A 24,869-nucleotide genomic window follows, 5' to 3' on the forward strand; every position below is an offset into this window, starting at 1 on the left:
ATGTTTTGTGGTGCCTGTGGACAACCGCAGACGTCAGCGGGCGTCGAAGGCGGCGACGATCTCCTGAGCGCCCAGCGCAGGGGTGAGGTCGCCGGCGCGGACTGCTTCCTCGGCCCGTCGACGTGCCTCGCGGACAGCGGGATCGGAGTCGAGTCGGGCCGTGAGGATGTCGGTGACCATCGCCCACATCCACCGCACCTGTTGTCGCCGTCGACGCTCTGCGAACTCCCCGGCGTCGGCGAGGACGCGCTTGTGCTCCATCACGGTGTCCCAGAACTCGGTCACACCGACGTCCTCGATCGCGCTCATGGTGAGGACGGGGGGCTGCCACAGGGCGTCGTGCGGGTACAGCAGGTGCAGCGCACCGCGGAGTTCCCGTGCGGCCGATCGGGCGTCGCGCTCGTGCTTGCCGTCGGCCTTGTTCACCACGACGACGTCAGCGAGCTCGAGCACACCCTTCTTGATTCCCTGCAGCGAATCACCGGTGCGGGCGAGGGTGAGGAAACAGAAGCTGTCGACCATGTTGGCGACGGTGACCTCGGACTGGCCGACGCCGACGGTCTCGACGATGACGACGTCGTAGCCGGCGGCCTCGAGCACCAGCATGGTCTCGCGCGTCGCCTTCGCGACACCACCCAGCGTGCCGGAGGTCGGCGAGGGACGGATGTAGGCGTCGGGGTGCACGGACAGACGACCCATCCGTGTCTTGTCCCCGAGGATCGACCCTCCGGTCTTGGTCGACGACGGGTCGACGGCGAGCACCGCGACGCGGTGGCCCTTCTCGATGAGGTGCATGCCGAGCGCCTCGATCGTCGTCGACTTCCCCACGCCCGGGACGCCGGTGATGCCCACCCGATAGGAGTTCCCGGCGTGGGGAGTCAGCTCGAGCAGCATCTCCTGCGCCGCCGCGCGATGCTCGGGTCGTGTCGACTCGACGAGAGTGATGGCCCGTGCGAGCCGGGACCGGTCCCCCGCTCGGACGGCAGCGGCCAGCTCACCGGGATCGATGGTCGGTGCGGGCATGGGCGGGTGGTCTACCGCCCTGAGTCCGCGGACACCGCACCCGGGAGGTCGTGGCCCAGTTGTATGCCCAGTTTCGACACCAGCTCGACAGCACTGTCGGCGATCACGGTTCCCGGCGGGAAGATCGCCGTTGCACCCGCGGCGTAGAGCGCGTCGAAGTCGCCCGGCGGGATCACGCCGCCGACGACGATCATGATGTCCTCACGACCGACGGCGGCGAGTGCGTCGCGCAGCGCGGGCACCAGCGTCAGGTGGCCCGCGGCCAGAGAGCTGACGCCGACGACGTGCACGTCGTTGTCGGCGGCCTGACGGGCGACCTCGTCGGGTGTCTGGAACAGCGGACCCACGTCGACGTCGAAGCCGAGGTCGGCGAAGGCGGTGGCGATGACCTTCTGGCCCCGGTCGTGCCCGTCCTGGCCCATCTTCGCGATGAGGACACGCGGACGACGACCCTCGGCCTCGGCGAACGCGGAGACGATGCCCATCGCCGCGTCGATGTTGCCCACCTGGCCCGCCTCCTGCCGGTACACCCCGCTGATCGTCCTGATCTCCGCCTGGTGACGACCGTAGACCTTCTCCAGCGCCTCGGAGATCTCGCCGACCGTGGCCTGATGGCGCGCGGCCTCGATCGCCAGAGCCATCAGGTTGTCGTCGAGCGAGCCTCCCCGCCCGGACTCGGCTGCGGCACGGGACAGTTCTGCCAGGGCCCGCTCGACCGCGCCGCTGTCCCGGTCCGCGCGCAGGCGCGCCAGCTTCTCCAGCTGCTCGGCCGCCACCTTGCTGTTCTCGACCTTGAGGACCTCGACCTCCTGGTCGGACTCCGACTGGTACTTGTTGACGCCGATCACCGGCTGCCGACCCGAGTCGATACGCGCCTGGGTGCGCGCGGCCGCCTCCTCGATGCGCAACTTCGGGATGCCCTCGTTGATGGCCTTGGCCATGCCGCCGGCCTCGGCCACCTCCGCGATGTGGGCGCGGGCGCGGGTGGCGAGCTGATGGGTCAGCCACTCGACGTAGTACGAGCCGCCCCACGGGTCGATCGGCCGTGTCGTCCCCGACTCCTGCTGGAGCAGGAGCTGGGTGTTGCGGGCGATCCGCGCCGAGAAGTCCGTCGGCAGGGCGAGCGCCTCGTCGAGGGCGTTGGTGTGCAGCGACTGCGTGTGCCCCTGCGTCGCGGCCATCGCCTCTACACACGTGCGGGCGACGTTGTTGAACGGGTCCTGCGCGGTCAGCGACCAGCCGGAGGTCTGCGAATGCGTCCGCAGGCTCAGCGATTTCGGGTTCTTCGGCGAGAACTCCGCGACCAGCTCGCTCCAGATGAGGCGTGCTGCCCGCAGTTTCGCGACCTCCATGAAGAAGTTCATGCCGATGCCCCAGAAGAACGACAACCGCGGCGCGAACTTGTCGATGTCGAGGCCGGCGTCGAGACCCGCGCGGATGTACTCCACGCCGTCGGCGAGGGTGTACGCGAGCTCGAGATCGGCTGTCGCCCCTGCTTCCTGGATGTGGTAGCCGGAGATGGAGATCGAGTTGAAGCGCGGCATCTTCTGCGACGTGTACGCGAAGATGTCGGAGATGATCCGCACCGACGGTTCCGGTGGGTAGATGTAGGTGTTGCGGACCATGAACTCCTTGAGGATGTCGTTCTGGATGGTCCCGGCGAGCTTCTCCGGCGGCACGCCCTGCTCCTCGGCGGCCACGACGTACAACGCGAGGATCGGCAGCACCGCGCCGTTCATGGTCATCGACACCGAGACCGACCCCAGGTCGATGCCGTCGAAGAGCTGGCGCATGTCGAGGATCGAGTCGATCGCGACACCGGCCATCCCGACGTCACCGGCCACCCGCGGGTGGTCCGAGTCGTACCCACGGTGCGTGGCGAGGTCGAACGCCACCGACAGTCCCTTCTGGCCGGCCGCGAGGTTGCGACGGTAGAAGGCGTTGGACTCCGCGGCGGTGGAGAACCCCGCGTACTGGCGGATCGTCCACGGCTGGTTGACGTACATCGTCGGGTACGGCCCGCGCAGGAACGGCGCCGTGCCGGGGACGGAGTCGATCGGATACCCCTGCGCGGCGACCTCGTCCCGGTCGGTGCGGGCGAACACGGGCGGGACGTCGATGCCCTCCGGGGTCGTCCAGGTGACCTGTTCGGCGGTGTACCCGTTGGCCTGGGCGCCGGACGCGGTGAGGGCGTCGATGTCCTCGCGAGCCGGTGACGCGGTGGCAGCGGCGTCGGAGGTCAGCGGCACCTCGGCGAAACTGCCGATCGTGCGGGCGTCGTCCTGTGTGGTCATGCGGGGACCCCTGCGCTGTCGTCGGCGGACTGCTCGGTGAGCAGGTCGAGGATGTCGGTGAGTGCGGCGACGGCGTCGATGCCCATCGCGAGGTGTCCGTCGGGTCGGCGTTCACCCTCGAGGTCGGCGGTCACCTTCTGGCCGCCCGCCATCAGGACCCTGGTCACCCCGGCCGAGCGCAGGGCGGCGACCGCGTCACCGGCCTCGTCGCCGTAGCGCTTGTCGGTGCCGCAGACGACGGCGATGCTCGCCCCGGCTTCGCGGACCGCGGCCGCGAGGTCGGCACCGGGTCCGGGGTCGATCACCGCCACGCCACCCGCGGCGAGCAGGTTGGCCGTGAACGTCGTGCGCGGGGTGTACTCGGCCACACTGCCGAGCGGCGCCAGCAGCACCGAGGGACGGTTGCCGGTGGCGCCGACGTGCGCGTCGGATCGGTCCCGAAGGGCCTCGAACGCAGCGGCGTACCGGGAGACCCGGCGCCCGGTCCCGGCGGTGTCACCCGCGAGGGGCTTCTCGGCGATGTTCGGGAACTCGCTGACCCCGGTGATCGCCACACGGCGATGGGCGATGTCGTCCGCACGACGTTCCCGCGTCGCGGCGATCGTCGCGCTCAACGCGCCGGAGGTCAGGGCGTCGCGATAGCCGCCCTGAGCCTCCACGTCGGTGAAGACCGCCCAGGCCGCCTCGGCGGTGGACCGGGTCAGGGCCTCGACGTACCAGCTGCCCGCAGCGGGGTCGAGTACGCGTCCGAGGTGGGACTCCTCGAGCAGCAGCAACTGGGTGTTGACGGCCATCCGGTCGGCGAACGCGCGGGACACCCCGAGCGCGCCGGTGGGCACGGCCGCGTCGAACGGGGTGACCGTGACCTCGTCGGCCCCGCCGATCCCGGCACCGAAGGCGGCGAGGGTGGTGCGCAGCATGTTCACCCACGGGTCGCGCTGGGTCATCATGGCCGCCGACGTCACCGCGTGCTGGGGCGCGCCCGCGTGGTCGGGTGCACCGAGGACCTCGGCGACCCGCGCCCAGACCTGGCGCGCGGCACGGAACTTCGCGATGGTCTCGAACTGCTGGTCGGTGGCGGCGAACCGGAACGCGATGGTGTCGAGGACGTCGGCGACGTCATGTCCCGCCGCCACACCGGCGCGCACGTAGGTCAGGCCGGCGGCGACCGCGGCGCCGATCTCCTGGGCGTCGGACGCACCGGCGTCGTGGAAGACGGTGCCGTCGACGACGATGGCGCGGATCGGCTCGGGGCGGGCGATGGCCTCGCCGGTCAGGGCGACGGCCTCGTCGTGACCGATGGTGTCGACCCCCGCGAACTGGGCGGTCAGCGTGTCGACCCCGAGGGTGACGACGGTGGTGGAGGCCTCCGGTGCCGGTGACGTCGTCGACGCGGGCGCCGCGGCACGGGCGTCGAGGAGGTCGAAGAGGGCGTGGGCGGTCGCCGTGGTGGCGGTCCCGGCGTCGAGGGTCAGCGGTGCGAGATCGAGCAGGACGCCGTCGAGGATGCGGGGCAGGTCGGTCGGGTCCGTCGTCGGCGTCAACCAGATGGCGCTGGAGCCCGTGGTCAGGGACTCCAGGATCGCGGCGTTGACCTCGGACGGGTCGGCGTCGGGCGCCCCCGCCCGCGTCGTGACGTGCCAGCCCCGCATGACGTCCCGGGTCGCGTCGCGCCCGCGCACGTAGGGGAACTGCCCGGGGAGCGGCGCCTCCGGGATCTCGTCGAGACGGGTGTAGAGCGGCTCGATCGTCGTGTCGTCGTAGGTCGTCGTCCGCAGGTGTGCCGCGGCGGGTCGACTGATGTCGGCGGCGTCGACACGACGTGACTTGGCCAGCACACCCGCGACCGCCTCGTCCCAAGCCTGCACCGCGGCGGCGGGCGACGTCTCGGCGGAGTCGCCTTCTGCTGCGGTGTTCTCTGCGGACACGTCGGGGGGTGGGGCCACTGCGAACTCCCTCGGTCGGCGGCGACGATCGGGCGATCGCGTCCGGTTTCCTCCTGTGTTCTATCGCATATCACCATGAGACGGCCATCACACCCGCATGAACGCTCGGTCGGTCGGCCGATCGGAGACGGCGGGTAGCCTCGCAGACCGTGGTGAACGGGATCCGGCGGTGGTGGAAACCGGCGGCCCTGGCGATCGCCTTCATCGCGATCCTCGTGGTCGTCGGGATCGTCGGACTACCCGGTGTGGATCGGTTCCGGGCGTGGTCGGACTCGGCCGGCCCCTGGTTCGTCGTCGCGTTCTTCCTGGCCTACGCCGTCATCTGCGTCGCGCCGATCCCGCGGACCGTCTTCACCCTGTCCTCCGGCGTCCTGTTCGGGCCCGTCACCGGTCTGCTGGTGGCCGTGGGGGCGACCATGATCGCAGCGGTTGTGGCGTTCGTCCTGGTCCGGTCGGCCGGGCGGGAGGCCGTGGCACCGCGTCTCACCCACCCGGCGGTCCGTGCGGTCGACCGGCGTCTGGCCCGGCGCGGATGGCTCGCCGTCGGATCGTTACGGCTGATCGCGCCCGCCCCGTTCTCGGTCATCAACTACTGCGCCGCGCTCTCGCGGGTGGGACTGCTCCCCTACACCGTGGCGACGGCCGTCGGCATCCTGCCCGGCACCGTGTCGGTGGTCGTGCTCGGCAGTGTCCTGTCCGGGAGTGCGCACCCGGCCGGCCTGGCGATCTCGATCGCCGGTGTCGTCCTCGGGGTGGTCGGGCTCGTGGCCGACTCGATGCTGCCCGTCAAGGACGACGACTCGACTGTGGACAGTCCTGCCTCACGCCTTGACCCGGGGATGACGGAGACTCCCGCTGCCGCCGATAAAGCCTGAAGGCTTGATAGACCCATATAAACCTTGGTACCTTGACCGGGTGTTCGTCATGACGGTCGACCAACGTCGGAGTCGCCGCGAGCGGGACCGGGTGCCGGACCTCGTGGCGCGCTTCACGCAGACCCCTCTGCTCCGACCGTTCGACCGAACCGCCGGCGACGAGGTCCAGGCGGTGACCGACGATCCCGAGGTCGTCGTCGACGTCGTGATGGAGCTCGTCGCGCTGGGTGGGTGGAGTGTCGGTGTCGGTGTCGGTGCCGTGGAGGAGCCTCTCCCCATGGTCACCCGAGCGGGACGCGGACCCGCCTTCGAGGCCGCGCGCACAGCCGTCACCCGCGCCAAGCGCGCGCCGGGCAACGTGAGTCTCGCCGGGGGCGACCCCTCCCGCGCCGCGGACGCCTCCGCTGTCCTCGCCCTGCTGGCCATCGTCGTCGCGCGCCGGTCACCCGAGGGCCACGAGGCTGTCGCGCTGGTGCGCTCGGGGGTGTCGCAGAGTGACATCGCCGAGCAGCTCGGCATCAGCAAGCAGGCGGTGTCGCAGCGGTTGTCGGTGGCCGAGTGGCAGGCCGAACGGGACGGACGAGCGGCCGCCGTGCACCTCGTCGCCGCGGTCGAGCGGGCCGAGGCCGCATGACCGTCACGCTCACCGCGCTGGTGATCTGCGCTCTCGTCACCACGGTCTCGACGGCGGTCCGGAACCGCGGCGGACGCGCCGCAGCGGTGGTCGTCGCCACGGTGACGCTGGCGACCGCCGCCATCGCTGCGGCCATCGCCTCCCCCGCCCACGGTTCCGTCCGCGACATCGTCGTCACGCTGGTCGTCGTCATCGGCGCATTCGGTGGTGCGACGCTCGTCCCCGTCGTCTTCGACCTGGTCGAGGTCGACAGCCGCGATCGCACGGCGCCGCCGGCAGCCGGCGACGACGCGCCGGACACGACCGACCCTGCACACACGCCGCTGCGGGGCGGCCGGGTGATCGGCGTGATGGAACGCCTGGCGGTCGTCGGCGCCCTCATCGCCGGCTGGCCCGAGGGGATCGCGGTGGTGCTCGCCGTCAAAGGCCTCGCGCGCTACCCCGAGATCCGTGACCAGCACGCCGGCGAGCAGTTCATCATCGGCACGTTCGCGTCGGTTCTCTGGGCTGTCGCCGCGGCGGGGGTGGCCCGCCTGGCCCTCACCTGAGGCGGGACCTCACGGCGTCGGGGTGTCGCCCGCCGACGCGTCGTCGGCGGGTGGGTCGTCGCTGCTCGTCGACGGTGCCACCGGCGTCTTCCGGCTCTCGAGGCCCGGCGAGGCGGCACGTGCCTCCATCTCCGGTGCGACCGGCTTGCGGGCGACCGCTCCCGCCTCCGCGACGGCCTGAGCCACCTTCGGATCCGGCGCGAGATCGAACCAGTCGTCGACCTCGGAGTCGTCGCTCTGCGGCGACGCCGCGTCGTCGGACGGCTCGTACCGGAAGATGCCGTCGTCACCCTGGTTCGCGAACGACCGCGCGAAACCCTGCAGCGCGGAACCGAAGTCCGACGGGACCACCCAGACCGAGTTGCCCTCGCCCGCCGCCATCTCGGGGAGCTTCTGCAGGTACTGGTAGGCCAGCAACTCCGGGGTGGGCTTGGCCGCCTTGATCGCGGCGAACACCTTCTCGATCGACTTGGCCTCGCCCTGGGCGTTCAGGTACTGGGCGGCACGTTCACCCTGCGCACTGAGGATCCGCGACTGGCGATCGGCCTCGGCGGCCAGGATGGCCGCCTGCTTCGCGCCCTCGGCGGAGAGGATCTGGCTCTGCTTGTTGCCCTCTGCCGTCTTGATCGACGACTCCCGCTGGCCCTCGGCGGTCAGGATCATCGCCCGCTTCTCGCGGTCGGCCTTCATCTGCTTCTCCATCGACTCCTGGATCGACGGCGGCGGCATGATGCTCTTGAGCTCCACACGTGCGACCCGCAGACCCCACCGACCGGTGGCCTCGTCGAGCACACCTCGTAGCTGGGCGTTGATGGAGTCGCGTGAGGTCAACGTCTCCTCCAGGGTCATACCGCCGACCACGTTGCGCAGGGTCGTGGTCGCGAGCTGCTCGACACCGATGATGTAGTCGTTGATCTCGTACACCGCGGACTGCGGGACCGTCACCTGGAAGTAGACGACGGTGTCGATGGACAACGTCAGGTTGTCCTCGGTGATCACCGGCTGCGGCGGGAACGAGACCACCTGCTCGCGCAGATCCACCCGGGCGCGGATCCGGTCCACGAACGGCACCAGCAGCGTCAACTGGCCCGACACCGTCTTGGTGTACCGGCCCAGTCGTTCGATGACCGCGGCTTCGGCCTGCGGGATCAACGCCACCGACCGGAACAGGATCACGAACGCCAGAACCACCAGCACCGCGACGACGACGATCACTCCGACTTCCATGGCACGCTCCCAATCTGTTGTGGCCCCATCGTGGTTCGGCTGGGACCGGGCCGGACTCTCAGGACTTCCAGACCACCGCGGTGGCGCCGTCGATCTCCATCACCATCACGTCCTCGCCCTCGGCGAACACGTCGCCCGCATGCAACGGACGCGCCGACCAGATGCCGCCGGCAAGACGCACCTGGCCACCGTGCGCGTCGACGACGGAGGTGACGACAGCCGTCTTCCCCTGCAGCGCTTCGGCATTCGTGGCCAGCATCGGACGACGCAGGAGATGGCGGCGGGCGACGGGACGCACGGTGGCCAACAACAGGACGCTGACCGCCGCGAACACCACACCGTCGACGACGACGGGCAGCTCGAGGAAAGCGGTGGTGCCCGACGCGGCGATCGCCCCACCCGCGAGCATCAGCAGCACGAGCTCGCCGCTGAGGGCCTCGGCACCGACCAGGACCAACGCCGCGATCAACCAGATGATCGCAGCCATGCCTCCATGGTGCCAGAGACCAGACGCGTGTCCAGATCACGCACGCGCGGCCGAAAACGCCCCCGGGGTCCCACCCGTCGCCGCTGCGGTCTAGCTGTCGCCGCTCGCGGCGGTCACGAAGTCGATCAACTCCTCGACACTGCGCACCAACTCCACCCGGACGTCGCGGTAGTCGCTCACCGCCCGGTTCACCCGACGCCACCCCTCGGTCGGTGTGCCCCAGCCCAACCGGTGACACACACCGGCCTTCCACTCCTCCGACCGCGGCACGCGCGGCCACTCGGCGATGCCGAGCACCTCGGGCTTCACGGCCTCCCAGATGTCGATGAACGGGTGGCCACAGACCAACACGTCGGGACCGACCTCCTGGGTCAACCGGCTCTCCTTGCTGCCCGACACCAGGTGGTCGACCAGCACACCCGCGCGTCGCGACGGACCCGGCGCGAAGTCCGCGAGTACCTCGTCGAGGTTGTCGAGGCCGGCGAGACCCTCCACGACGACCCCTTCGGCACGAAGGTCGTCACCCCAGATGCGTTCGACGAGCGCCGCGTCGTGCACCCCCTCGACGAAGATGCGGCTGGCCCGTGCGACCCGCGCCCGCCGCGACGCGGGGGCCACCGACCCCGACGCCGTCCGTGCCGGGGCCGCCGTCCGTGCCACCGGGCGACGCAACGTCACCGGGGCGCCGTCGACGAGGAACGCCGCGGGACGCATCGCGAACACGCGCGTGGCGCCGCGCCGGTCCTCCAGACGCACGTACTCGCCGTCGTAGCCGCGTTCGAACCCCACCACGGCCCCGCAGAAACCGGTGCCGGCGTCCTCGACCACCAGGTCACGCTCGGCGTCGATCTCCGGGACCACGGGTGCGGACCGCCGCCGTCGTGCGGCGGCGTCGAGGACATCGAATCCATAGCGGTCGGGTGACATCACCCCGCGACGGTAGGAGACCGCCCGGCGCGTCGGTGGGTGCCACGCCGGGCGATCGCCGCTGCTCATCCGCGTGCGCGGCGGTGTCCCCGCCGCCGTCGCTATCGTGTCCGTGATGAGTGAGACGACCGAACACCTGGTGCCGGGGGGCCTGCCCGCCCTCGCGGCGCTGGCCACCTGGGGTGCCGTGTGGCGCGCCGGACGATGCGCCCCCGACGATGTCGTCGACGCCCTGGTCGACGTCGCACCGGCTCACCGCGTGGTGGCCGCCGATCCCGACGCCGCCGCCGTCATCGATCTCACCGCCGCCGAGGTCGGTACCGGTGCACTGTTGCGGGCGATCCGACAGGCCGCCCGCATCCGGCTGCTGCTCCCCTCACCCGGGGACACACTCGGCCTGACCGGCGCAGCGCTCGGGGACGCACTCGACCAGGGTCAGATCCTCGTCCTGTGGCGCTCCGAGGACTCGGACGAGGCCATCGGGATCTCCGCGCGCACGGTCGCCACGGGGTCCATGTCGTGGACGGTCCGATCACTGGGGTCCGTGATCCGGCTCCCCGACAGGGATCTCGGCGAGGCCGAGTTCCTGATGCGCGAGACGATCCGGGACGCCACCGCCGTCCTCGCCCGCCTCGGTGGCGTCGAGTCGGCGGGCACACCCGTCGACCTGCGAACGCGTCTGGCCGCGCACACGCTGGCCGAGACCGTCGACGTACCACCGCAATCCGGCGACCGCGCGATCCGGGTCGTCGGTCAGACGGCCCAGATCGCGGCGATCCTGCGCGTCGCCGTGGAACTGCGGCCCCGCACCGGGCTGTCGGCGACGGGCCAGGATCGCGCGGACGCCGCACTCGACGACCTGGCGCGCTCGGTACGTGCCGCGCGGATGACGGCGTTGAACGCCGTCGTCGCCGAGTCGGACCGCTCCCCGCGCGTCTGACGCACGGGGCGGCCGCTCAGGACGGGCGTCGCGGACGCACCACAGGACAGCACCCGGGTGCGCACCGTTCGCCGTTGTCCGTGCATCCCAGGCCGCTGCTCTGTGTCGTCGCACCCGCGAGCTGGTCGCGGATGAGCTCGACGATCATCGCGACGTAGCGCGGGTCGGTGCCCACCGTCGCGGCGCGTGCCATCGGCATGCCGAGTTCGCCGGCCTTCTCGTCGGCCTCGGTGTCGAGGTCCCAGACCACCTCGAGGTGGTCGGAGACGAACCCGATCGGGGACACCACGGCCGCGGGGACTCCGTCGGTGTGGATCGCCTCGAGATGGTCGACGATGTCGGGTTCGAGCCACGGCACCTGCGGGGGTCCGGACCGCGACTGCCACACGACGTCGTGTCCGGTGATGCCCGCGGCCTGTGCCACCGCGGCCGAGGCGGCGGCGACCTGTCGGCTGTAGAGGTGCCCACCCTGTTCCGGCGGACCGGCGACCTCGTCGGCGGCCGTCGGCACGGAGTGCGCCGTGAACACGACGCGCGCCGAGTCCGCGACGTCCTGCGGCAGCTGGGCGCGAGCCGCGGTGAGCGCGTCGGCGCCGGCCGCGATCATCTCCGGGCGGTCCCAGTAGTGCGGCAGCTTGCGCAGGGTCATCGGATCGGCGGCGGCAGCGGGACGACGATCGGTGAGAGCGCTCAACCCGCGGGCGATGTCCTCGTGGTACTGCGCGCACCCCGAGTAACCACCCCACGCCGACGTCGGGAAGACCAGCACCCGGCGGTGTCCCGCGTCGAACATCTCGACGACGGTGTCCTCGACCATCGGATGCCAGTTGCGGTTGCCGAAGAAGACCGGGAGGTCGATGTCGTTCTCGCCCAGCGCCGCCCGCAGGCGGTCGATGATGTCGAGGTTGAGCCGGTTGATCGGTGAGACGCCGCCGAAGTGCATGTAGTGCTCGGCGACCGACTCCAGACGCTCGCGGGGCACCCCCCGACCGCGGGTCACGTTCTCCAGGAACGGCATCACGTCGTCGGGGCCGTCGGGACCGCCGAACGACAGCAGCAGGACCGCGTCGTACCCGGAGGTGCTCGGGGTCGTCATGACCCGGTGAACCCCTCGGGGAACCAGGTGTTGTGGCTGGCGCCCCCGTCGACGTAGATGATCGACCCGGTGGTGCCGGGCAGCCAGTCGGACAGCAGTGCGCAGATCGACTTCGCCACGACGGTGGGGTCGTCGACGTTCCACCCGATCGGCGACGCGCCGTCCCAGTACTCGTTGAGCATGTTGAGCTGCTTGGCGTCGTCCGTCGCCGTGCCCGCGATGGCCTTGGCGGCGAGCGTCTTGATCGGGCCGGCGGCGACGAGGTTCGACCGGACGCGCTTGGCCTCGCCGACCTCGCGGGCGACGTAACGGTTGACGGCCTCCAGCGCGGCCTTAGCCACGCCCATCCAGTTGTAGTACGGCATCGCGGTGCGCGGGTCGAAGTCCATGCCGACGATGGACCCGCCCTCGTTCATCACCGGCAGCACCGCGCGGGCCAGTGACGCATAGCTCCACGCGGAGATCTCGAACGACTTGGCGGCGTCCGGACCGGGGGCGTCGAGGAAGGGCACGGCGTCGGGTCCCATCAGGTTCTTGGGCGCCATCGCGATCGAGTGCAGGACACCGTCGACCCCTTCGGGTGCCAGCTCCCGGACCTTGTCGGCGAGTTCGCCGAGGTTCTCCTCGTTCGTGATGTCCAGACCGATCGCGGGTGGGACCTCCTGCGGGAGACGGCGGGCGATCCGGTCGATGAGGCGCAGACGCTCCGGGATGCCGGTGATGATCACCTTCGCCCCCTGCTCCTGGGCGACAGACGCCGCGTGGAACGCGATCGACGAGTCGGTGATGATGCCCGTGATCAGGATCGTCTTGCCCTCGAGCAGTCCGCTCACTGGTGAACTCCTTGCTGGTGGTGGGTGATTCGGGTCGTGCGGTGTCAGTGGCCCATGCCGAGACCGCCGTCGACGGGGATGATGGCACCCGAGACGTAGGCGGAGTCCTCGGAGGCGAGCCAGCTGACGACCGACGCCACCTCGTCGGCGCGGCCGGTGCGTCCGGCCGGGATGATCTTGGTGACCTGTTCGCGGTACTCGTCGGGCAGTGCCGCGGTCATGTCGGTGTCGATGAAGCCCGGGGCGACGACGTTCGCGGTGATCGACCGGGTCCCGAGCTCACGGGTGAGCGACCGTGCCATGCCGATGAGGCCGGCCTTCGACGACGCGTAGTTGATCTGTCCCGGCGTGCCCATCGTCGCGACGGCCGAACCGATGAAGATGAAACGCCCGAACCGCTTGCGCAGCATGGACCGACAGGCCGCCTTCGCGACACGGAACGACCCCGTGAGGTTGGCGTCGACGACCTTCTCGAACTGTTCCTCGGTCATCCGCATGAGCAACGTGTCGTCGGTGGTGCCCGCGTTGGCGACCAGCACTTCCACCGGCCCCTGGTGTGCCTCGATCGCGGCGAACGCCTCGGCGATGGCTGCGGAGTCGGTCACATCGCACTGCACGCCGAACAGGCCCTCCGGCGCCCCCGACGACCGGTGCGTCACGGCGACACGGTGCCCGTCGTCGGCGAGGCGCCGGGCGATCGCGAGGCCGATGCCCCGGTTGCCGCCGGTCACGAGGACCGAGCGGGACGGGCCGCCGGAGCGGGTGGTGGCGGGGGGCTGCGACGCGGTCTCTGCCATGCGGGCCAACCTATCGTCCGCGACCGGCCGCGACGACACCGCGGTCCCCGCCCGGACGATGTGCACTCACGGCAACCGGCGGTTCATCGCGATCGCCCCGATGGCCGCGACGAGCACCAGGATCGTGCCGGCGATCACCCACGGCCGCGAGTTGTCGCCGCGCTGCGTCTCGTAGCCGATCTGCTGCTGCAACGTGTCGTACACCCGGGTCAGCTCACCGAGTGTCGACGCCGTGAAGAACTCGCCGCCGGACAGGTTCGCGATCCGTTCCAGCGAGGCGTCGTCGACCGGCACCGGGATCCGGTCACCCTCGAGATCGACGGTGCCCGTGAGGGTTCCGAAGGAGATGGTGTTGACCGGGATCTTCTCCTCCTTCGCCTTGCGGGCGGCGGTGAAGGCCCCCCGGGGGTCGTCCGGGTCGTCGGGGACGGTCTCCTTGCCGTCGGACTCGAGGACGATCCGCGCCGGCGGTGCCCCCTTGTCGCCGCCGAGGACCGCGTTGAGCGTCTTGATCTGGTCGATGGCGGCGAAGATGCCCTCACCGGTGGCGGTCTTGTCCGCCAGCTGGAGTTTGTCGATCGCCTGCTTGGCCGCGTCGTGGTCGGGGGTCGGCGAGACCAGCGTCGCCGCGGTCCCTGCGAAGGAGATGAGGCCGAGGTTGATCCCGTCGGTCAGGTCGTCGGCGAACTTCTTCGCGGCCGTCTGGGCGGCCTGGATGCGGGTCGGCGCGACGTCCGTCGAGTTCATCGACCGCGACACGTCGATGACGAGGATGACGGTGGCCTTGTTGCGCGGCACCCGGCGGTCGGCCTGAGGGCCCGCGAGCGCGACGGTGAGCAGGATGAGCCCGACGAGCATGAGCGCGATCGGCGCGTGCCGGAACCGGTTGCGTTGCGGCGGGACTACCGAGTCCAGGAGATCCAGGTTGGCGAAGCGGACCGCACGCGAGTGCCGGCGGCGCTGCATGTAGACGTACCCGGCGCCCAGGCCGGCGACCACGAGCAGCAGGAGCAGCCACCAGGGTGTGGCGAGCACGCTCATCAGCGGCCACCCGGCGCCGCACCGGCGTGCAGCCCGCGACGTCGCCGGGCGACGAAGCGGACGACGTCGGCGATCCAGTCACGGTCGGTGCGCAACGACATCGTCGGAGCCCCGCATGTCCGCAGGATGCGGTGCACGTCGGCCTGATGGGCGGCGGCCGCGCGGGCGTAGTCCGCGCGAACGGTGGCGGTGATGGTCAGCTCCCGGGTCTGACCGCTCTCCGCGTCGCGGAGGATGATCTCGCCGACGTCGGGGAGCTCGAGGTCGCGGGGGTCGAGGACCTCCACGCCGAGCACCTCGTGGTGACCGGCCACGGCGCGCAGGGGGCGGTCCCAGTCGATCGGACCGAGGAAGTCGCTGACCACCACCGCGAGTCCCCGGCGGCGCTGGGGTCGGCGGAGCGCGTCGACGGCGCCGGCGAGATCACCGCGCACGCCTTCGGCGCCCCGTCGGGCAGTGGCGATCGTCGAGAGCAGGGTCATGGCGTGCGCCCGACCGGACCGGGCCGGGACGCGGGTGATGGTGTCGCCGGTGGCCACGATCGCACCGATCCGGTTGCCACCGCCGAGGGTGAGGTGGGTGATCGCCGAACACGCCGCGACAGCGAGGTCGCGTTTGGTCCCGCCGGTGGTCCCGAAGTCGAGGCTGGCCGACATGTCGACGACCAACCACGTCTCGAGCTCCCGGTCGGCGACCATCTGCCGGACGTGCGGGTGGGTGGTGCGCGCGGTCACCGACCAGTCCATGCGCCGGACGTCGTCGCCGGGCTGGTACATCCGCGCCTCGCCGGGCTCCGACCCGGGGCCCGGGATCAGGCCCAGGTGATCGCCCTGCAGGACGCCGTCGAGCTTGCGCCGGACCGTGAGCTCGAGCGTCTTCAACGCCGCGGTCAGCGTGGGGTCGTCGAGCGCACCCCCGCCGAACGACGGCAACCGGTCAGCGTCGGCCATCGGCGACGGCGCCGGGCGCCGGCGGCGGGTTCTGCGGGTACGGGTTCTGCAGACCCTGGTTCGGGACACCGGGGTTCTGCGGACCCTGGTTCTGGGGGCCCGCGGTCATCGGCTGCTGCTGCGGCGGTACGCCGTTCGGTGCCGGGACGGGGCCGCCGACCGGCTGCGAGGCGACCTGCGGCAGCCCCACGGTCTGCAGGATCCGCGTGATGACGGTGTCGGCGTCGACCTCGTCGGCCAGGGCGTCGTAGCTGAGCACCAGGCGATGCCGGAGGACGTCGGGGATGATCTCGACGACGTCGGACGGGATCACGTAGTCACGGCCGCGGACCAACGCGAGCGCCCGCGCGGCCGCGACGATGCCCAGGGTGGCTCGCGGCGATGCGCCGTAGGCCAGCCACCCGGCGACGTCGGTGAGCCCGACGGTCTCGGGACGACGGGTCGCGGTGATCACCCGGACGACGTAGTCGACGAGAGCGTGGTGGACGAACACCCGTGACGCCAGGTCCTGCAGGCGGACGGTGTCCTCGGGGTCGAGCACCTGGTGGGCGACCGGGGGGCGTGTCCCCATCCGGTAGACGATCTCGCGTTCCTCCTCCACCGACGGGTAGTCGACGAGGACCTTGAACAGGAAGCGGTCGCGCTGCGCCTCGGGCAGCGGGTAGACGCCCTCGTTCTCGATCGGGTTCTGCGTCGCCATCACCAGGAACGGGTCGGGCATGGGGAACGTCTCGCCGCCGATGGACAGGTGGCGCTCGGCCATGACCTCCAGCAGCGCCGACTGCACCTTCGCGGGCGCACGGTTGATCTCGTCGGCCAGGAGGAAGTTGGCGACGACCGGGCCGAGCTCGGTGTCGAAGGTCTCGCGTCCCTGCCGGTAGATCCGGGTGCCGATGAGGTCGGTGGGGACGAGGTCGGGGGTGAACTGCACGCGCGAGAACGACCCACCGATCACCCGGGCGAACGTCTCGACCGCGAGAGTCTTGGCGACACCGGGCACACCCTCGAGGAGGATGTGTCCCCGCGCGAGCAGACCGACGAGGATCCGCTCGACGAGGGCGTCCTGCCCGACGATGACCCGCTTCACCTCGAACATCGTCCGCTCGAGCAGCTTCACGTCGGCCTCGGTCAGAGCGCCCGACCCGTCCTGCTCGGATCGGGTCCCGCCACCGTCGTGCGTCTGCGTCACGCGTCTTCCTCCACCGGTCGTCCGCTCTGGGGTGTGTCGTCCGGCACCCACCGGACGACGGTCGTTCCCGAGGGTAGCGGTCGTGCGGGCTGACGCCGCGACGACGAACGGCCGCGGCGTGTGGCCTATCCGGTCAGTCGGACGACGTAGGGCATCGCACCGCTGGTGCGCAGCGGGGAGATCTTGACGACGGATCCCGACTCGGGCGCCTCCACCATCTGGTTGTTGCCCAGGTACATCGCCACGTGCTGGCTGGCGTTGGGCCCGTAGAAGATCATGTCGCCGCGCTGCATCTGCGACAGCGGGACGTGCGGACCCGACGTGTACTGGTAGCCGGTGTAGTGCGGCAACGAGATCCCGATGCCGGCGAAGGCGTACATCATCAGGCCCGAGCAGTCGAAGCCCACCTTGTTGTAGTCGCCGTAGCTGTCGGCCACGCCGCCGTCCCGGATGCCCTTCGTCGGTCCGCTGGCGTTGCCGCCACCCCACGAGTAGGGCACACCGAGCTGCGACAGCGCCCTGTTCACCACGATCTCGACCGCAGCCGTCCCGGTGACGCCGGGCGTCACCGACGTCGCGCCGCCACCGCCGGACCCGCCGCTGGACGTGCCCGAACCGCCACCGGACCCGTCGATGTCGGTGTGGGAGCCGGTGATCGAGGCGATCACCTGGGCGACGACCTGCTGTGCGGCGTCGACGGCCAGCTTGGCGGCGGCCTGCGCCGCCACCTGGAACGCGGACTGGGCGGCCGAGACGACCGCGTCGCGCAGGGGGTCGATCGGGGACGCTGCGTTCACCCGGCCCGGGATGACGGCCGCGACACCACCCGGCGTGGGCGAGGGTGCCCCGGGGGCGGGCGCGGCGGCCGGTGTCGCACCGGGGACGGTGGCCGGTGCTGCCGCGGGGACCCGTCCGCGCAGTGCGTCGAGTTGCTGCTGCGCCGCGTCGCGCGCCGCCGTCAGCTGGGCCTTGGTCGCCGACTCGGTCTTCGCCGCGGCGACGGTCTGGGCGATCGCCGAGACGGCGTCGTTCTTGCGCTGCGCGGCGGCCTCGGCGGCACGCGCCGCCTGCTTGCGTGTGGCCGACGCCGTCGCGACACGGTTGGCCTTCTCGTTGCGGGAGACCTTCAGACGCTGGATCGTCGCCTGCTGATCGCGCGTGAGCTGCGCGATGACGCCGGCGCGGTCGAGCACCGCGGCCGGGTCGCCCGAGGCGAACATCCCCGCGAGCGACGCCTGATTGCTTCCCTGGCGATAGAGGTCGCGGACGAACGTGTCGAAACTCTTCTGCGCGGAGGCGATCTGGGCGTCGGCGCGCTGCAGTGCGCTGGTGGAGCCGTTCACGGCCAGCACCGACAGGCGCTCCTGGTCCCGTGACGTCTGCAGGTCGACCAGGGCCCGGTTCGCGGCCTCCCGCTTGATGGCCAGAGACGCGTCGATGTCGGCCATCCTCTGGTCGACATCGGCGATCTGGTTGATCAGGCCCGCGATCCCGGACGGACCACGGGGTGCGGGAGCGGCCGGCTCGGCGACGACCGCGCCTGCGCCGGCCCCGAGGAGCCCCAGGGCGACGAGCAGGGTGACGACGGTGGTGGTGACGACCCGGGTGAGGGTCGACGACGCCGGGAGCGATTCGGGAGGTTCACCCGGGCGGAGACCGGAATCCGGTTGCGCGCGCAGGCCGGCACTCGACATGGACGGGTGGCGGCGCGGGTCACCGGGATGAAACGACTCCCGGCGACCGCATGCGGAACGTCGCCTCACAGATGACTCCCTCGCAGAACGGACTTGCGATCGGCGGTGACGACGCCACGGCGTCCGCCGATCATCGACCCACCCCCGAAGTGCGTCACGGCAGGTGTCAACTTCCCCATCGACACCACCAATGACATGTCGAACCGTACGCCACAAATGCCCCCGCGGAAACACGAGTAACAAATTACAATCGCGTGATTACCTGCGGAAACACCGCCGGGAGGGCCGATCGACGGCCTGAGCACCGGAACCACATGGACGTGATTCGATGCGTGATCGCACATCATGGATGCACGAGAGCAATCACTATTCGGCGGAGATCCTCCGCCGCGCGTCACCGGGGCGGAGGAGAACTCTCCGGGGAGGTGTCGCCGACGCCATCGGTGGTCACGTCGCGGTCCGCGGCGGCCGGGACGGCGGGCTCGGCACCGCGTCGTCGTACCTGCAGGACCCGGGCGACGACGGCCGCGACGGCGACCACCGCGATGAGCACCAGCGTCACCACGGTCCACGGGATCTGGGTCTGGACGGTCATCCGGTCGAGCATCTGCTGGGCGCCCTGCGCGGGTTGCGACACGGTGAGGTTGTCCTGCGCCTGTTCCAGCTGGACCCGGCTGAAGTCGTCCGATGCGGTGCCGACGGTGTCGGGACCGAAGACGACCACCGTGCCGCCGGTCTGCTTCTGCAGTGCGGTCGCGATGTCGCGGTAGTAGGTGAACTTGGGCTGCGCCTTGTCCAGGACCACGAAGTACATGTCATGTCCCGACGACTTCGCCTCGGAGACCACCCGCAGCAGCCCGGGGGTGTCGTCGGCCGGTGCGTCGACGTGGTCGTCGGCGAGGTTCTTCTCGATGGCCCGCAGGTCGATGTCATCGGGGATCACGGTCAGCGCCGGTGCCGAGTGCAGGATCCCCCGCAGGTCGGTGGGACCCGTGCCGGCGAACGCCGGATCGAACGACATGGCCGATGACTCCTCGGGGCACGGGGTGCGGGCGGTGCACGACCACCCGGACTGACGCCTGCACAGTACGACAGGCGAGCCCTCACACGATGTTCACCCGCCGCGCCGACCCGTTCCCCCAATGTCACCAACCAGTACGCGCGTACTGCTAGACTGGGCGCACGTTCGCACCCCGCCGGCCCGCGGGGCGCAGGACATCCAGCGCCGGCCCAGCCCGCCGGCGACGAGAGTCGGCGGATCTCCGACGCCGGCGAACCGAGGAGTGGAGTGTTGCGTGAGCTCGTCAATTGATTCGTTCGGCGCCAAGGGAACGCTGGAGGTCGGCGACAACTCGTATGAGATCTACCGCCTCAGTGCCGTGGACGGCGTCGACCGCCTCCCGTACGCCCTGAAGGTGCTCGCCGAGAACCTGCTGCGCACCGAGGACGGTGCGAACATCACCAAGGAGCACATCCAGGCGATCGCCGGATGGGACCCCGAGGCCGACCCCAGCATCGAGATCCAGTTCACGCCGGCGCGCGTGATCATGCAGGACTTCACCGGTGTGCCCTGCATCGTCGACCTCGCCACGATGCGTGAGGCCGTACAGGAGCTCGGTGGCGATCCCGACAAGGTCAACCCGCTCGCGCCCGCGGAGATGGTCATCGACCACTCGGTGATCATCGAGGCGTTCGGCAACGCGCAGGCCTTCGAGCGCAACGTCGAGATCGAGTACCAGCGCAACGAGGAGCGCTACCAGTTCCTCCGCTGGGGCCAGGGCGCGTTCGACGACTTCAAGGTCGTCCCCCCGGGCACCGGCATCGTCCACCAGGTCAACATCGAGCACCTCGCGCGCTCGATCATGGTCCGCGACGGCGTGGCCTACCCCGACACCTGCGTCGGCACCGACTCGCACACCACCATGGAGAACGGCCTGGGCGTCCTGGGCTGGGGCGTCGGCGGCATCGAGGCCGAGGCCGCGATGCTCGGCCAGCCCATCTCGATGCTCATCCCCCGCGTCGTCGGCTTCAAGCTGTCCGGTGAGACCAAGCCCGGCGTGACCGCCACCGACGTGGTCCTGACGATCACCGAGATGCTGCGCAAGCACGGCGTCGTCGGCAAGTTCGTCGAGTTCTACGGCAAGGGTGTCGCGGCGGTGCCGCTGGCCAACCGCGCCACCATCGGCAACATGAGCCCGGAATTCGGCTCGACCTGCGCGATGTTCCCGATCGACGAGGAGACCATCAGCTACCTCAAGCTGACCGGCCGCAGCCAGGAGACGCTCGACCTCGTCGAGGCGTACGCCAAGGAACAGGGCATGTGGCACGACGGCGACAAGGAGCCGGTGTACTCCGAGTACCTCGAGCTCGACCTCGCCGAGGTGGTCCCGTCGATCGCCGGCCCGAAGCGTCCGCAGGACCGCATCGAGCTGTGGGACGCGAAGAACGCCTTCCGCAAGGACATCCACAACTACGTCGGTGACGGCACGGGCGGCGAGCAGAGCAAGCTCGACGACGCCGTCGAGGAGACCTTCCCGGCCTCCGACCCGGCCACGCTGAGCTTCGCCGACGACGACTCCGCTCCCCTGCACTCGGCCGCACGCAACGCCGAGGGTCGCCCGTCCAACCCTGTGACCGTCGAGTCGACGGAGCGCGGGAAGATGATCCTCGACCACGGCATCGTGACGATCGCGTCGATCACCAGCTGCACCAACACCTCGAACCCGTCGGTGATGATCGGTGCCGCACTCCTCGCCCGCAACGCGGTCGAGAAGGGCCTCACCAGCAAGCCGTGGGTGAAGACGTCGATGGCACCGGGCTCACAGGTCGTCACCGGCTACTACGAGAAGGCCGGGCTGTGGCCGTACCTGGAGAAGCTCGGCTTCTACCTCGTCGGATACGGCTGCACCACGTGCATCGGCAACTCGGGCCCGCTGCCCGAGGAGATCTCGAAGGCCATCAACGACAACGACCTCACCGCCACCGCGGTGCTCTCGGGCAACCGCAACTTCGAGGGTCGCATCAACCAGGACGTGAAGATGAACTACCTGGCGTCGCCGCCGCTGGTCATCGCCTACGCCCTGGCCGGGACGATGGACTTCGACTTCGAGTCCGACCCGCTGGGTCAGGACACAGACGGCAACGACGTCTTCCTCAAGGACATCTGGCCCTCGGGTGAGGAGATCCAGAAGACGATCGCCGAGTCGATCTCGCCGGAGCAGTACGCGGCCGACTACGCCGACGTGTTCAAGGGCGACGAGCGGTGGCGCGGCCTGCCCACCCCGGACGGCAAGACGTTCGAGTGGGACCAGAAGTCGACCTACGTCCGCAAGCCCCCGTACTTCGAGGGCATGCAGCGTGAGCCGGCGCCGGTGAAGGACATCTCGGGCGCACGCGTCCTGGCGAAGCTGGGCGACTCGGTCACCACCGACCACATCTCCCCCGCCTCGACCATCAAGCCGGGCACCCCGGCGGCGCAGTACCTCGACGAGAACGGTGTGGCCCGCAAGGACTACAACTCCCTGGGTGCCCGTCGTGGCAACCACGAGGTGATGATCCGGTCGACGTTCGGCAACATCCGCTTGCAGAACCAGCTCCTGGACGGGGTGTCGGGTGGCTACACCCGCGACTTCACCCAGGACGGCGGACCGCAGTCGTTCATCTACGACGCCGCGCAGAACTACGCCGCGCAGGACACCCCGCTCGTCGTGCTCGGCGGCAAGGAGTACGGCACCGGCTCGTCGCGTGACTGGGCGGCCAAGGGCACCAGCCTGCTCGGTGTGCGCGCGGTGATCACCGAGAGCTTCGAGCGCATCCACCGCTCGAACCTCATCGGCATGGGCGTCATCCCGCTGCAGTTCCCCGAGGGCGAGTCGCACAAGTCGCTGGGCCTCGACGGCACGGAGACGTTCGACATCACCGGCATCGAGGAGCTGAACAACGGCAGCACGCCGGAGACGGTGCACGTCACCGCCACCAAGGAGGACGGCAAGAAGGTGGAGTTCGACGCGAAGGTGCGCATCGACACCCCCGGTGAGGCCGACTACTACCGCAATGGCGGCATCCTGCAGTACGTGCTGCGCAACATGATCGGCAGCTGAGTCGGGCCGACCCGACACCCGTACGCCCCGGTTCTCCCCCGAGAGCCGGGGCGTACGGACATCATCACCGTTTCGCAGGAAGGGGCGCCGTCGTGCCACGGGTGAGTGACGACCATCTGGCCGCACGTCGTCGGGAGATCCTCGACGGCTCCCGTCGATGCTTCGCCGAGCACGGGTACGACGGCGCGACCGTCCGCCGCCTCGAGGAGGCGACCGGGCTCTCGCGCGGCGCGATCTTCCACCATTTCCGTGACAAGGAAGCCCTCTTCCTGTCGCTGGCGCACGAGGACGCCGAGCGGATGGCCGACGTCGCGGCCGAGCAGGGACTCGTCCAGGTCATGCGCGACATGCTCGACCACCCCGAGGACTTCGACTGGCTCGGCACGCGGTTGGAGATCGCGCGCAAGCTCCGATCGGACCCGGATTTCCGGTCCGAGTGGGTGGCACGGTCCATCGATCTCGAGACGGCGACGATGGCCCGCCTGGAACGTCAGCGCAGTGCCGGTCGCCTGCGCGACGATCTGCCGACAGGCGTCATCGTGGCCTATCTCGATCTCGTCCTCGACGGACTCATCACCCGCCTCGCGTCGGGCCACCGCGGCCGCGATCTGCACGCCGTCCTCGATCTCGTCGAGGAGTCCGTCCGCCGACCCCGGGGCGAATAGGTCCGTCGCAAAGCGACACTTCTGCGAATCTGTTCCATCGTCGGCATAGGTGTGGTTATCCTGTCGCCATGTTCCCAGGAGTGTTCGCGGCGACGACGCCGGACAAGCCCGCAGCCATCCTCCCGGCGACGGGTGAGCAGATCACCTACGCCGAACTCGACGAGCGCTCCATCCGGCTGGCGAACCATCTCCGGGAACTCGGACTCCGCCGCGGTGACTGCATCGCGCTCGTGTCCACCAACGACCTGCGGGTCTTCGAGGTCTACTGGGCCGCACTGCGGTCCGGGCTCTACATCACGCCGGTGAGCCATCACCTGACCGCCGCCGAGACGAACTTCATCCTCGGCGACTGCGGTGCGCGTGTCCTGTTCGCCTCCGCGGCGTCGGCCGGTGCTGTCGCCGACGCCGCGGAGGTCACCACCCTCGAACACCGCATCGCCTGGGGCGGCATCGACGGCTTCGAGTCCTACGACGACGTGCTGGCGAGTGCGTCCCCCGAGAAGCCCGCGAGCCAGCCCCGCGGCCACGACATGCTCTACTCGTCGGGCACCACCGGCCGCCCGAAGGGCATCCAGCCCCCGTTGCCCGAGGGCGAGGTCGACGAGGTCCCCGACATCTACACGGTGATCTTCTCCGGGATGTACGGGTTCGACGCCGACACCGTCTACCTCTCCCCCGCGCCGCTGTATCACGCTGCGCCGCTGCGATATTGCGGGATGACCCAGTCGGTGGGCGGGACCGTCATCGTGATGGACCGTTTCGATCCCGAGGAGTCGCTGCGGCTCATCGAGGCGTACGAGGTGACCCACAGCCAGTGGGTCCCGACCATGTTCGTCCGGATGCTCAAGCTGCCGGCGGAGGTCCGCGACCGCTACGACGTCTCGTCGATGACGGCCGCGATCCACGCCGCCGCGCCGTGTCCCGTCCACGTCAAGCGCGCCATGATCGACTGGTGGGGCCCGGTCATCTACGAGTACTACTCGTCGACGGAGGCGATCGGCGGCACCTTCATCAACTCGGAGGAGTCGCTGGCCCACCCCGGATCGGTCGGCAAACCGCTGCTCGGCGTCATCCACGTGTGTGACGACAGCGGTGCGGAGCTGCCCGTCGGCGAGACCGGGACGGTCTACTTCGAACGCGAGGCCCGGGCCTTCGAGTACCACAACGATCCCGAGAAGACCTCGGCCGCAGAGCATCCCGACCACCCGCTGTGGGCCACCACCGGCGACATCGGGCATGTCGACGACGAGGGCTACCTCTACCTGACCGACCGCAAGGCGTTCATGATCATCTCCGGCGGGGTGAACATCTACCCGCAGGAGGCCGAGAACGTCCTCATCGCACACCCCGCCGTCTTCGACGTCGCCGTCATCGGCATCCCGAACGACGAGTTCGGGGAAGAGGTGAAAGCCTGCGTCCAGCTCGAGGACGGATACACCGCCTCCGACGAGCTCGCCGCCGAACTCGACACCTTCACCCGTGAGCAGCTCGCGGCCTACAAGGCCCCGCGCAGCTACGACTTCGTCGACGAACTCCCCCGCACGCCGACCGGCAAGCTGGTCAAGGGGAAGCTCAAGGCCGCCTACATCTGAGTCGACTCACG

Annotated in this window: 21 protein-coding genes; 7 read left to right on the plus strand and 14 right to left on the minus strand. The window is 70.1% G+C overall.

Features of this window, described 5'->3' with window-relative positions; translation table 11 throughout:
• Positions 1-33: 33 nt before the first annotated feature.
• From meaB to LX14_RS15030, 3 genes are read right to left on the minus strand one after another with little or no spacing between them, the layout of a single operon-like run.
• Positions 34-1,023, minus strand: a complete 990-nt coding sequence (gene meaB / locus LX14_RS15020) for a methylmalonyl Co-A mutase-associated GTPase MeaB (protein ID WP_253648168.1) — start codon at positions 1,021-1,023, stop codon at positions 34-36.
• An 11-nt stretch (positions 1,024-1,034) separates the two neighbouring features.
• Entirely contained in the window at positions 1,035-3,317 is a 2,283-nt protein-coding gene (gene scpA / locus LX14_RS15025; protein ID WP_253648169.1) for a methylmalonyl-CoA mutase, read from the minus strand.
• Positions 3,314-5,263, minus strand: a complete 1,950-nt coding sequence (locus LX14_RS15030) for a methylmalonyl-CoA mutase family protein (RefSeq protein ID WP_372505398.1) — start codon at positions 5,261-5,263, stop codon at positions 3,314-3,316. The genes scpA and LX14_RS15030 overlap by 4 nt, the downstream gene beginning before the upstream one ends.
• Positions 5,264-5,412: 149 nt before the next feature.
• On the opposite strand from LX14_RS15030, the gene LX14_RS15035 reads away from it, so the two are divergent.
• The 3 genes from LX14_RS15035 to LX14_RS15045 are packed head-to-tail and all read left to right on the plus strand — an operon-like array spanning position 5,413 to position 7,320.
• Positions 5,413-6,138, plus strand: coding sequence for a TVP38/TMEM64 family protein (locus LX14_RS15035; protein ID WP_253648170.1), 726 nt, complete (start codon positions 5,413-5,415; stop codon positions 6,136-6,138).
• Between the two features lie 40 nt (positions 6,139-6,178).
• Positions 6,179-6,772, plus strand: coding sequence for a winged helix-turn-helix transcriptional regulator (locus LX14_RS15040; RefSeq protein ID WP_253648171.1), 594 nt, complete (start codon positions 6,179-6,181; stop codon positions 6,770-6,772).
• Complete coding sequence (locus tag LX14_RS15045; RefSeq protein ID WP_253648172.1) at positions 6,769-7,320, plus strand: hypothetical protein; 552 nt, start codon at positions 6,769-6,771, stop codon at positions 7,318-7,320. The genes LX14_RS15040 and LX14_RS15045 overlap by 4 nt, the downstream gene beginning before the upstream one ends.
• A gap of 9 nt (positions 7,321-7,329) precedes the next feature.
• Here the strand turns inward: LX14_RS15045 and LX14_RS15050 are convergent, their stop codons facing one another.
• The 3 genes from LX14_RS15050 to LX14_RS15060 form a co-directional block, all read right to left on the minus strand.
• Complete coding sequence (locus tag LX14_RS15050) at positions 7,330-8,547, minus strand: SPFH domain-containing protein (RefSeq protein WP_253648173.1); 1,218 nt, start codon at positions 8,545-8,547, stop codon at positions 7,330-7,332.
• A gap of 58 nt (positions 8,548-8,605) precedes the next feature.
• Complete coding sequence (locus tag LX14_RS15055) at positions 8,606-9,034, minus strand: NfeD family protein (protein ID WP_253648174.1); 429 nt, start codon at positions 9,032-9,034, stop codon at positions 8,606-8,608.
• A 90-nt stretch (positions 9,035-9,124) separates the two neighbouring features.
• Positions 9,125-9,961 (minus strand): DUF3097 family protein, encoded by an 837-nt coding sequence (locus LX14_RS15060; protein ID WP_253648547.1) that lies wholly within the window; start codon positions 9,959-9,961, stop codon positions 9,125-9,127.
• Between the two features lie 115 nt (positions 9,962-10,076).
• On the opposite strand from LX14_RS15060, the gene LX14_RS15065 reads away from it, so the two are divergent.
• Positions 10,077-10,901 (plus strand): Rv1486c family protein, encoded by an 825-nt coding sequence (locus LX14_RS15065; protein WP_253648175.1) that lies wholly within the window; start codon positions 10,077-10,079, stop codon positions 10,899-10,901.
• A 16-nt stretch (positions 10,902-10,917) separates the two neighbouring features.
• Here LX14_RS15065 and LX14_RS15070 read toward each other — a convergent pair whose 3' ends face one another.
• The 8 genes from LX14_RS15070 to LX14_RS15105 all read right to left on the minus strand — a co-directional run bounded on the left by LX14_RS15070 (position 10,918) and on the right by LX14_RS15105 (position 19,522).
• Positions 10,918-11,997, minus strand: a complete 1,080-nt coding sequence (locus LX14_RS15070) for a ferrochelatase (protein WP_253648176.1) — start codon at positions 11,995-11,997, stop codon at positions 10,918-10,920.
• Positions 11,994-12,830 carry an NADH-dependent enoyl-ACP reductase InhA gene (inhA, locus tag LX14_RS15075; protein ID WP_253648177.1) on the minus strand — a complete coding sequence of 279 codons (837 nt, stop codon included), beginning with the start codon at positions 12,828-12,830 and terminating at the stop codon, positions 11,994-11,996. Before inhA ends, LX14_RS15070 begins: the two co-directional genes overlap by 4 nt.
• Before the next feature lie 44 nt (positions 12,831-12,874).
• Positions 12,875-13,627, minus strand: coding sequence for a 3-oxoacyl-ACP reductase FabG1 (gene fabG1, locus LX14_RS15080; protein WP_253648178.1), 753 nt, complete (start codon positions 13,625-13,627; stop codon positions 12,875-12,877).
• 66 nt (positions 13,628-13,693) lie between these two features.
• On the minus strand, positions 13,694-14,662 hold the full coding sequence (locus tag LX14_RS15085; protein ID WP_253648548.1) for a VWA domain-containing protein: 969 nt from the start codon (positions 14,660-14,662) through the stop codon (positions 13,694-13,696).
• A 5-nt stretch (positions 14,663-14,667) separates the two neighbouring features.
• Positions 14,668-15,618, minus strand: coding sequence for a DUF58 domain-containing protein (locus LX14_RS15090; protein WP_253648179.1), 951 nt, complete (start codon positions 15,616-15,618; stop codon positions 14,668-14,670).
• Positions 15,605-16,714: an AAA family ATPase gene (locus LX14_RS15095; protein WP_253648549.1), complete on the minus strand. Its 1,110-nt coding sequence runs from the start codon at positions 16,712-16,714 to the stop codon at positions 15,605-15,607. Before LX14_RS15095 ends, LX14_RS15090 begins: the two co-directional genes overlap by 14 nt.
• Positions 16,715-16,932: 218 nt before the next feature.
• Positions 16,933-18,501: an NlpC/P60 family protein gene (locus LX14_RS15100; RefSeq protein WP_301283774.1), complete on the minus strand. Its 1,569-nt coding sequence runs from the start codon at positions 18,499-18,501 to the stop codon at positions 16,933-16,935.
• A gap of 394 nt (positions 18,502-18,895) precedes the next feature.
• Positions 18,896-19,522 (minus strand): Rv1476 family membrane protein, encoded by a 627-nt coding sequence (locus LX14_RS15105; protein ID WP_253648181.1) that lies wholly within the window; start codon positions 19,520-19,522, stop codon positions 18,896-18,898.
• A 274-nt stretch (positions 19,523-19,796) separates the two neighbouring features.
• Between LX14_RS15105 and LX14_RS15110 the strand changes: the two genes are divergently transcribed.
• From LX14_RS15110 to LX14_RS15120, 3 genes are all read left to right on the plus strand, one after another.
• On the plus strand, positions 19,797-22,601 hold the full coding sequence (locus LX14_RS15110; protein WP_253648182.1) for an aconitate hydratase: 2,805 nt from the start codon (positions 19,797-19,799) through the stop codon (positions 22,599-22,601).
• 92 nt (positions 22,602-22,693) lie between these two features.
• Entirely contained in the window at positions 22,694-23,266 is a 573-nt protein-coding gene (locus LX14_RS15115; RefSeq protein ID WP_253648183.1) for a TetR/AcrR family transcriptional regulator, read from the plus strand.
• A gap of 68 nt (positions 23,267-23,334) precedes the next feature.
• A complete protein-coding gene (locus LX14_RS15120; protein ID WP_253648184.1) occupies positions 23,335-24,858 on the plus strand; it encodes an acyl-CoA synthetase in 1,524 nt (507 codons plus the stop codon).
• Positions 24,859-24,869 lie beyond the last annotated feature (11 nt).

It is taken from the genome of Williamsia deligens (assembly GCF_024171765.1).
GTDB classification, from domain to species: domain Bacteria; phylum Actinomycetota; class Actinomycetes; order Mycobacteriales; family Mycobacteriaceae; genus Williamsia_A; species Williamsia_A deligens.

What these genes read in the sequence shown, in the direction of transcription:
- meaB (WP_253648168.1), bottom strand. Translation starts at nt 1,023, where the DNA reads ATGCCCGCACCGACCATCGATCCCGGTGAGCTGGCCGCTGCCGTCCGA.
- scpA (WP_253648169.1), bottom strand. Translation starts at nt 3,317, where the DNA reads ATGACCACACAGGACGACGCCCGCACGATCGGCAGTTTCGCCGAGGTG.
- LX14_RS15045 (WP_253648172.1), top strand. Translation starts at nt 6,769, where the DNA reads ATGACCGTCACGCTCACCGCGCTGGTGATCTGCGCTCTCGTCACCACG.
- LX14_RS15050 (WP_253648173.1), bottom strand. Translation starts at nt 8,547, where the DNA reads ATGGAAGTCGGAGTGATCGTCGTCGTCGCGGTGCTGGTGGTTCTGGCG.
- LX14_RS15055 (WP_253648174.1), bottom strand. Translation starts at nt 9,034, where the DNA reads ATGGCTGCGATCATCTGGTTGATCGCGGCGTTGGTCCTGGTCGGTGCC.
- LX14_RS15060 (WP_253648547.1), bottom strand. Translation starts at nt 9,961, where the DNA reads ATGTCACCCGACCGCTATGGATTCGATGTCCTCGACGCCGCCGCACGA.
- LX14_RS15065 (WP_253648175.1), top strand. Translation starts at nt 10,077, where the DNA reads ATGAGTGAGACGACCGAACACCTGGTGCCGGGGGGCCTGCCCGCCCTC.
- LX14_RS15070 (WP_253648176.1), bottom strand. Translation starts at nt 11,997, where the DNA reads ATGACGACCCCGAGCACCTCCGGGTACGACGCGGTCCTGCTGCTGTCG.
- fabG1 (WP_253648178.1), bottom strand. Translation starts at nt 13,627, where the DNA reads ATGGCAGAGACCGCGTCGCAGCCCCCCGCCACCACCCGCTCCGGCGGC.
- LX14_RS15090 (WP_253648179.1), bottom strand. Translation starts at nt 15,618, where the DNA reads ATGGCCGACGCTGACCGGTTGCCGTCGTTCGGCGGGGGTGCGCTCGAC.
- LX14_RS15095 (WP_253648549.1), bottom strand. Translation starts at nt 16,714, where the DNA reads ATGTTCGAGGTGAAGCGGGTCATCGTCGGGCAGGACGCCCTCGTCGAG.
- LX14_RS15100 (WP_301283774.1), bottom strand. Translation starts at nt 18,501, where the DNA reads ATGTCGAGTGCCGGCCTGCGCGCGCAACCGGATTCCGGTCTCCGCCCG.
- LX14_RS15105 (WP_253648181.1), bottom strand. Translation starts at nt 19,522, where the DNA reads ATGTCGTTCGATCCGGCGTTCGCCGGCACGGGTCCCACCGACCTGCGG.
- LX14_RS15120 (WP_253648184.1), top strand. Translation starts at nt 23,335, where the DNA reads ATGTTCCCAGGAGTGTTCGCGGCGACGACGCCGGACAAGCCCGCAGCC.